This window comes from Bradyrhizobium sp. LeoB3, from assembly GCF_055456055.1.
Map to the genome: position 1 here is coordinate 1 of NZ_JBVBEF010000175.1, position 8,256 is coordinate 8,256.

6 protein-coding genes, 1 pseudogene and 1 other annotated feature are annotated in these 8,256 nt (G+C 57.1%); of the genes and pseudogenes, 6 read left to right on the forward strand and 1 reads right to left on the reverse strand.

All coding sequences use genetic code 11. The annotated features are described in order from the left end of the window. Positions 1 to 133 precede the first annotated feature (133 nt). A pseudogene (locus ACZXDY_RS43555) lies at positions 134 to 595 on the reverse strand (transposase); the annotation flags it as partial. Then, positions 203 to 318: a sequence feature (AL1L pseudoknot), on the reverse strand. (Overlaps the previous pseudogene by 116 nt.) Before the next feature lie 1,108 nt (positions 596 to 1,703). Here ACZXDY_RS43555 and ACZXDY_RS43560 point away from each other — a divergent pair. The 6 genes from ACZXDY_RS43560 to ACZXDY_RS43585 are packed head-to-tail and all read left to right on the forward strand — an operon-like array spanning position 1,704 to position 8,155. After that, positions 1,704 to 3,023 (forward strand): lysine N(6)-hydroxylase/L-ornithine N(5)-oxygenase family protein, encoded by a 1,320-nt coding sequence (locus ACZXDY_RS43560; protein WP_155255674.1) that lies wholly within the window; start codon positions 1,704 to 1,706, stop codon positions 3,021 to 3,023. Then, positions 3,020 to 4,249, forward strand: a complete 1,230-nt coding sequence (locus ACZXDY_RS43565; protein ID WP_051397365.1) for an MFS transporter — start codon at positions 3,020 to 3,022, stop codon at positions 4,247 to 4,249. Before ACZXDY_RS43560 ends, ACZXDY_RS43565 begins: the two co-directional genes overlap by 4 nt. 40 nt (positions 4,250 to 4,289) lie before the next feature. Continuing rightward, positions 4,290 to 5,069: a phytanoyl-CoA dioxygenase family protein gene (locus ACZXDY_RS43570; protein WP_028169266.1), complete on the forward strand. Its 780-nt coding sequence runs from the start codon at positions 4,290 to 4,292 to the stop codon at positions 5,067 to 5,069. A 24-nt stretch (positions 5,070 to 5,093) separates the two neighbouring features. Next, entirely contained in the window at positions 5,094 to 5,423 is a 330-nt protein-coding gene (locus ACZXDY_RS43575; RefSeq protein ID WP_028169265.1) for a cupin domain-containing protein, read from the forward strand. 1 nt (position 5,424) lies between these two features. Continuing rightward, complete coding sequence (locus tag ACZXDY_RS43580) at positions 5,425 to 7,002, forward strand: class I tRNA ligase family protein (protein ID WP_028169264.1); 1,578 nt, start codon at positions 5,425 to 5,427, stop codon at positions 7,000 to 7,002. A 19-nt stretch (positions 7,003 to 7,021) separates the two neighbouring features. Further along, on the forward strand, positions 7,022 to 8,155 hold the full coding sequence (locus ACZXDY_RS43585) for an aminotransferase-like domain-containing protein (RefSeq protein WP_394569720.1): 1,134 nt from the start codon (positions 7,022 to 7,024) through the stop codon (positions 8,153 to 8,155). Positions 8,156 to 8,256: the final 101 nt, after the last annotated feature.

The window sequence follows — 8,256 nt, forward strand, 5'->3', positions numbered from 1 at the left end:
CTGCCGCGTTGACCACATGCCCACAGCAACTGCAGCAGACAGCGTCTCTGGCTGCGTGATAGAAAGGGATCAGGAGCAGTCAGTTTCCAACTAACAAACCGGTTCAAGCGGTCCCGCTCCGCGGGTCCATTTCATCCTGCCTGGCGCGCGCCGACAGCTTGGTCGGATCGCGCCGCTTGGCCACATGGGCGGGGTAGGTCGAAGGGGCGATCGACAAGACCCTGCAGATCGGCTCGACCCCAACGTCCCACGGTGATCGTCGATGAAGGCGATCATGGCTTGGACCGGCGGTCGAGCTCCGCCGTCGCAAAATAGGCGCTCGCCTTGCGCAGGATCTCATTGGCGTGCCGAAGCTCACGGTTCTTCCCGTTCCAGGGCCTTCAGCTTCTCAGCCATGTCGGTCGGAACGCCTGCCCGCTGTCGACCTCGGCCTTCTTGACCCGTCATGCAGCGTCTGCGGCGTGCAGCCGATCTTGGCCGCAATCGAGGTCACCGCCGCCCAGCGGGACGGATGCTCGCTCGCGTGATCCAGAACCATCCGAACCGCACGGGCCCGGACCTCGGGTGAAAATCTGTTCGTCGTCTTGCTCGTCATGGCCATCCTCTCAGGAGCTGGAGCCTCCGGCAAACCCGGGGCGGTTCAAGGCCACGCTCGGCCAAGCCTTGAAGGACCTTAGAAACCCGACTGCGGAGCTCGGGCAGTCTGCGCAGAAGCGAGCTACACGTCTGCGTGCGCTGAGTGCGTGGCTTAAAGAAAATGCCAGGGGGACCATAACCTGGCGTGTTAACGGCGCTGGCAAGGAGCAGTTAACGCTGGACAACGATGTGCTAACGTTCCAACGCAAGCCTCCGGTCGCGCGCTGCGGCCGGAGGTTTTTACTAGAACAGGACATGCTTTGAGGCTACTCACGTTTCGAAAGCGCACAAGCCGGTGTGTGCCGCACGTTAGCCAATCAGAAGATCGCCCGCACGGGCGCGCGTCGGCAAGGCTCCGTCACCAGAAACTCCTCGCGCTTGGCGGCGCTGTTTGTTGTTTACGCTCACCGGCCTCTTGGCTAAGCCCAAAAAAAAAGGCCGCCGCAATCAGCCAAAGCGGAACTGTCCACCGCTATTACCTGAGAAACTGCCAACATTGCGGAGCCGAAGATGTCTGCTGCCCGCGTAGTGCGACGCAGCTCTCCTGGTGCGACACCACAGACAAGCGGTCTGCGAGGCCTGAAGGGCTGACAATGCGTGGAAAGATCATGATGGTTTGAGCACTGTCGGCGTAGATGAGCATTCACAGTGTGTTCGTTTCTCAGCCATGGATCCGTGCGCTCGGTATTCCGTATGTGGATGTCCGATTGCCGCCTCAATGTCGTAAATCCGACGGAGCTGCCGGGGCAATTCCGCACGAAATGCTGTAGGTGGGCATGTTCTTCTCGTCCAACGAGGCGCAGTCGAGATTTTGTGGCTGGCACGGCGATTGCTGATAAGCAGAGACCACCGGATGGGTGGGTGAAGATGGTCGCAGCCGGACTTTAGTGTTCCCACGAATGAGAGGTTTCAGCAGACGGCTTGCAAGACGCGCCATTGCGGGCCAAGCCGCTGCCCCATCCCAAGTCACACAAACGTGCTTCAGTAATGAAGCGACGCGCCCGGACCCGAGCAGAATTTACACGAGCGCCAACGTCAAGAACTTACACGAGCTCAAAGAGACTTCTATGGAAATGCTGGACCTCATCGGAATTGGCATCGGCCCATTTAACCTTAGCCTCGCAGCGCTTATTGAACCTACTCCGCTCCGCGCACTTTTCCTGGAGAAGCGAGACGCACTCTTTTGGCATCCAGGCCTTGCGCTGCCGAACAGTCGCCTACAGGTGTCGCCGCTCAAGGATTGCGTGACCCTGGTCGATCCTACTAGCCCATATTCATTCCTCAACTATTTGGCACTGCATGGTCGGCTCTACAGCTTTGTCAACAAGCGCAATGCTTCAACGTCCCGGCGGGAGTTCATTGAGTATTACCGGTGGGTCGCAGGGCGACTCAATACGCTCCGCTTCTCCGAGGAAGTCAAGGATGTTGTTCCTTTTAGGGATGGCTACCGCATCAGCACGAATACAACCACATACTTGGCGCGCGCCGTTGTTGTCGGCGTTGGCGTAGAGCCCAAGATCCCGGCCTGTGCCAGATCTTTGCTATGTGACACCGTCTACCATGCAGCCGACTATCTCGAGCGGCAGCTACCGTATGCAGCCGAGCATGTGCTCGTTGTGGGAGGCGGTCAGAGCGGGGCTGAGATCATCGAGGATATTCTTACTCGTTCTGTATCCACCCAGATCACGTGGGCAACGTCGCGTTCGAACTTGTTTGCCATCGACGACAACAGTTTCGTGAATGAGGCTTACACGCCCGCCTATAGCCGTCGCTTTCACGCTCTACCGCTTCAGCAACGCCGGAACATAGTCGAGGGCGAGATGCTTACGAGCGATGGTATTTCTGTCGATTTGTGCAACCGCCTATATGAAATGCTGTACGAACGCAGCCTGGATGGCACGCTGGCCGACCGATTTCGTGTGTTGTCCAGCGTAGTCGTGAAAGACGTCACGTCCCACAACAAGCGCTGGCGAGTAGATCTAAATGAGATCGCAACGCAGCGAAATAGCTGCATCCTCGTCGATCGTATAGTGCTTGCTACAGGCTTCCAGCCACGTACGCCGCCCTTCTTGCAGGCCCTCCTCGAAGGCGCGTGTATGGAAGACGGCCTGCCCGTACTCGGCCCGGACTACGCAGTCCGCTTCAGTCGGCACATGCCAGGACCAATATATCTACAAAATCAAAGCCGCGTGCAGCACGGATTGCAGAGCGCCAATCTATCTTTGGTCGCGTACCGCAACAGCCTGATTATTAATAGCCTCCTCGGCCGACCGTTCTATTTGAATACATCCGACAGGCAGATGATTGAGGTTTACGCACCTTCGGACACGTCTGAACGAGACGCCGGTGTGGTTGCGATGCCATCAACCCGACTGGGTAGCATATGAACGGCGGTTCGACCTCACCGCTGCGGGGCCGGATTGCGGATGGAACGGCTAAAGCCGCCGACCAGCTTTCAGGCACGCTCGACTACCGCGCCTTTGCACCATTTTTGATTGCCTCCATTATCATTGCAGCAGCTTACGGCACTAGCTTTCTATTGCCGGACTACATGCATGCGCTCGGAACGGATAGTGGAGCCGCGGGTCTTATTATTTCCAGCGGCATGGCTGCCACTCTCGTTTCCTGTTGCTTGGCAGGCTGGCTGGCAAAGCGGATAGGCCTATTGCCCACGTTGACTGTCGCCTCGCTATTTATGGCCTTAGCCATGCTGGCCTTTGCCGGCGCTGCCCTCGATAGGCGAGCGGCGTACGGTGGAGGATTACTGGTGGGCTCTTCTTGGTCAGTGTTCTTCATTCTGGCACCGCTGCAGATCATCCGCCATCTACGTCCCTCGGCACGTATTCAGTATTTGACTGTCTTATCCGGATCACAAATGGCTGGGCTCGGCCTAGCGGCTCCACTTGGTCACTTGCTTGCAAAATACACTGGTTCGCTGGCCACGATTTATGCGGTGCTTGCGATTGCGTGCGTGATCGCAGCCGCCTGCGTAGACCTTACAAGACGCGCGATGTCGAGGCTATCGGCAGTGCCGATGCCGGATGTCGAAATTACACTGGCCGCGACTACGACACTGCTTCAGAAGTGCACAGCACTCCCCATCGCCATGATTGCGATTTCAGCCTGCATGTTCGCGGGGCTGTCCACATATCAGAGCGCGTATTCCGCATCACGTCACTTGAATTCCGATCTGTTCTTTCTCGTTTTTACTGCTACGAGCGTGGTACTACGCTTCTCGGTCGCTCACCTCATGGGCAGCCTGCCGTTACAGCGATTGGCGCTCACGCTCATCCTACTGACCGCTGCGTCTCTGGTGTTGTTCCTTCTCAATGGTGGCAGCACCTCACTCTATATCGCGGCCACCGTCCTCTTTGCCGCCGGCTATGGGTTAAGTTATTCAACCTTGAACACGATAGCCGTCAATCTTGCCGGCGAGCACGGCGTCTCCGTGCCCACTACCTCGCAGATCTTTACGCTCGCATACTTCCTCGGGCTCTTCGGCTTTCCCCTGGTCGGAGGGCAGTTGGTCCGTGGATTCGGCCCTGACGTGATGTTGCTGAGCCTATTGAGCGCGACCGCTCTTAATGCGGTGCTAGCAAGCCGCCTGGGGTAAAGCACAACTGATCCGTCTCATCTTACGAAGGAGCTCACACATGCTGACTGAGGCACAACAATCGAAATGGCATAAGGATGGATATCTTCGATTGGAACAGTTCTTCGATCCAGCCACGCGCGACAAGATTTCTCGTTTCGTTGAGGAAGTCGCACGTTGGGATGTAAGCTCCGACAAGTGGATGTTGTGGTTCGAGAAGACGAGTGACAGCCGCAAGATTATCTCCAAGGCCGAGAACTTCTTAGACTACCATGCCCCTCTACGGGAGGCGCTCCTGGCCGATGGCCGCATTCGTACAGCGGTCGAGACACTCTTGAATGAGGAAACACGGATGTTGAAGGAACTTCTGATCTTCAAGTATCCGGACAGCGGCGGATACCGCCCACATCAGGACATCTATCATATCCCGCACAAGATACCCGAACGCATGGTGCACGCAATTGCATCCATTGCCGTGGACGACTCGGACCCGGGTAACGGTGGGCTTTTCTTCACGCCAGCTCGCCATAAGGAAGGAGTGTTTCCGATGGATGCCGGCGGCGTGATTCGCCCGGAGATCGCCGAAACCTTCACATGGGAGCCGGTGCACTTGAAGGCTGGCGATGCTTTCATTTTCGACGATTATGCGCCCCATTACTCACTGCCAAACAAGAGCGATCGGTCGCGTCGTGCGATTCACTTGGTGTTCCAGCGCGCATCCACTGGAGGTCCGACACGCACCGAATACAACCGCATGAAGCGCGCCTACAACCCACCAGAGGAAGCGGTGGCGGATCTTGAAAACCTGAAGATTCCCAATGGCATATTCTATCGCGACTGATAGCCACGTTTGAGGAAGACCAACGTGTACACGAAGCAGGCCGATCATTCTCTGATGCGAACCGAATACGGCGTTCTGGTCTGGCGCCTTTTGGAGCATCTCCCGGAGGGTCTCAGCCCAGCATTTGGCGCTTCAGTCGTGGAGCTCGCTCCAGGCGATGCGGTCGACCCGCACGATCATCAGGAGCACGAACTTTGGGTACTGATCTCTGGTCGTGGAGAATTCGAAGTCGACGGTCAGGTCCGTGAGGTTAGCGAAACGACCTTGTGTTACATGTCGCCACATCAGACGCACACTATCCGTAATATCAGCCAAGACAGCGCTCTCAAGTTTATCTCGATTTGGTGGGATTGACGTGCGCACCTATTTTGTCTGTCCCGCGCCGCCTTGCCCTAACGGCAAACTACATCTGGGTCACATCGGCGGCGTGTATTTACTCGCTGATATTTTCGTCCGCTTTCAACGCATGACCGGCCATCGGGCCTACTACATCACTGGCTCAGACGAGCACGGCACATATACGCTCGAAACGGCACGAAAGCTCGGCCAATCCTTTAGCGAGGTCGCAGAACGATACATTCACCAGATCTTACAGTGTTTGCGCGCCGTGCAAATTACTCCCGATGTGTTCGTGCGCACATCTAGCGCGATTCACAAGGAAAATGCGCTAGCTATATTCCGCGAGCTGCAAGGGGCCGGCTACGTCGACGTACGGCAGGGCGTCCAACTGTATTGCGACCATTGCGATGAGCTCGTTACGGACTCGCTCGCAACTGGCCGTTGCCCGGCTTGCTCATCGCCTTGCGACAGCAATCTGTGTGAGAACTGCGGGCTGGCTCTTCAGCACGACACAATCCGTGACGCACGGCACGTCACCTGCGGCCGCGATCTTGTGCTAAGACCCATCACGCAGGCCGTGTTCGACATGCCACGTCTCGCTCGCCCACTGCACGAAGCCATTGGAGAAAGCACATGGCCCGAGCCGATACGCGCCAAGGCGCGCGCTTGGCTACACCGGGAGGTGCGCGGCTTGCCGATGACCCGCCATTTCAGGCACGGTGTGGAGGTAAAACAGCCTGACTCTCTGATCGGCCAAACGCTGCTTACATGGTTTGAGGGCCTCTGGTGCTTCGACACCGGAATTCGCGAGCAATGCGCCCGCGCCGGTCTGGACGCAAACGCGACGTTGCACGACCAGAACACCGAGCTTCTTTTCTTCATGGGGCAAGATAACCGCTTCTATTACACGCTAGGTGTGGCCGGCGCTCTGCTCGCGCGCGGCTACCCAATTCCCAAAAATCACTCCGTCCAGGATTTCTACAAGCTGGAAGGCGAAAAGTTTTCCACCAGTCGTGATCATGCTCTTTGGGCCGATGAAGTGGCGCGCGAGGTGGGGCCAAACGTACTCCGTTATGCACTGGCGCGAGTGGCCAAGCCGTTTGGAACCGACGCAAACGATTTTGATCTCGACGGGCTCATCTCGGCAGCCTCACGCATTCGGGTCTGGGAAGATGCGTTACGCCGGTATGCAGAAAACGCACGCACAGTAGAGAGCACCGAACTGTCCCCGAATTTCCGCCGCTTCGCTGAAGATTACGCCGATGCGGTCACCACACTGCGTTTCTGGGATGCGCTTGATATCATCGACAAGTACTTCGAGCTAGCTGGCTTTGCACATGCAGACGGTTGGACATGGAATGCTGCGCAGATCTCGCTGTTCCTGAGCCTACTCTATCCCGTAGTACCTGAGCTAGCGATGGGCTACGGCCAGCACTACTTTGGCGGTGCGTGGCGGCCGTCCCTCGAGACATCAGCCGTAGCAGCCCAGCCAAAGACGTCGGTGGACTTTCCCCGTTTCAGCGCGCCAATACCCGCAAACTTTGCCGCGGAGTACAATAAGCGCTTTTGCAAAGAACAGATTTGGCAATCATGAAGATCCGAATGACGAAGCCATGAATTCGCGCATCTCAAAACGCAGCGCTGTCGCTCAGGGCTTTGCGCCATTCAACTCCTCAACTGCGAAACATGGTATCAATTTCGGCCACGCGCTGGCCGACCCGGTGATGTTTGCAGAACTGCCGTGGCCAGGCGCGTTTGACGGAGGTACAGGTGTCGCTCCCGCCGATCTGCCGCAGTATACGGATGCGGCGGGTTTGCCCGAACTTCGTACAAAGCTCGCACTGAGGTACGGCGTGCGGCATAACCAAGTTATGCTTACGGGTGGTGCTTCACAGGCTTTACAATTGCTTGCCGATGGCTGGATTGACCCCGGTGACGTGGTCCTGACGGAGGACCCCTCCTACTTGGGCGCACTGCGTACGTTTTCGATCGCGGGTGCAACCGTGGTCCAGCTAGGTCTGGCCGCAGAGGGAGTGGATCTGAACGAAGTCGAGGCAATGCTGCAGACCAATGCCCGGGTGAAGCTTTTCTACACGATGCCAGCATTTCATAATCCAACCGGGCGCCAGATGTCGTGCGACTATGTGGCCAAGTTGGCGGGCCTGCTAGCCCGCAGTGGCGCTCTCTTGGTGCAGGATCTTGTCTATGCTGAGTTGCCCTATAACGGTCCAGTGCATTGGCTGGCGCCAGGCAACAACGTGATCAATGTCCATAGCATCTCAAAAGTTGCCGGACCGGGGCTACGGGTAGGCTGGGTGCTTGCGGAGTCCGACATCATCAACAGGCTTGCGCACCTCAAACCCGACGGCGGCGTAAGTCCGGTTTTGAGTAATGTCGTTTTGGGGTTGTTGCAATCGAGCGCTCTTGACGCGCACATAACACGCTTACGCGAGCACTACCAAGCGAAGCGAGACAGCGTGCATAGGTTGTTGCAGCGCAGCCGGATTTGCGAGCCGGAATATACGGTGCCAAGCGGGGGCTTCTCGTTCTGGGTACGGCTTACCGCGGGTACGGATCCGGAGATGTTTATTGAAGCTGCGAGCCGCGAGCACGACGTGCACCTTATAAATGGTCGCAACTATGGCCCACGAAGTGGCCGTCACGTGCGCCTGTGTTTCAGCTATCTTCCAATATCTCTCATTGAGCAGGGGCTGGAGCGCTTAGGTAATTTGCATGCTAACCTCTAGCAGTCTGCTGAAAAAGCCCTCGTCAGGGGCTGCGATTGATGATTCTATATCGATCATGGATCGTCGGGGGTTCGCATGCGGGGCGCTTTTTCGGATCAGGG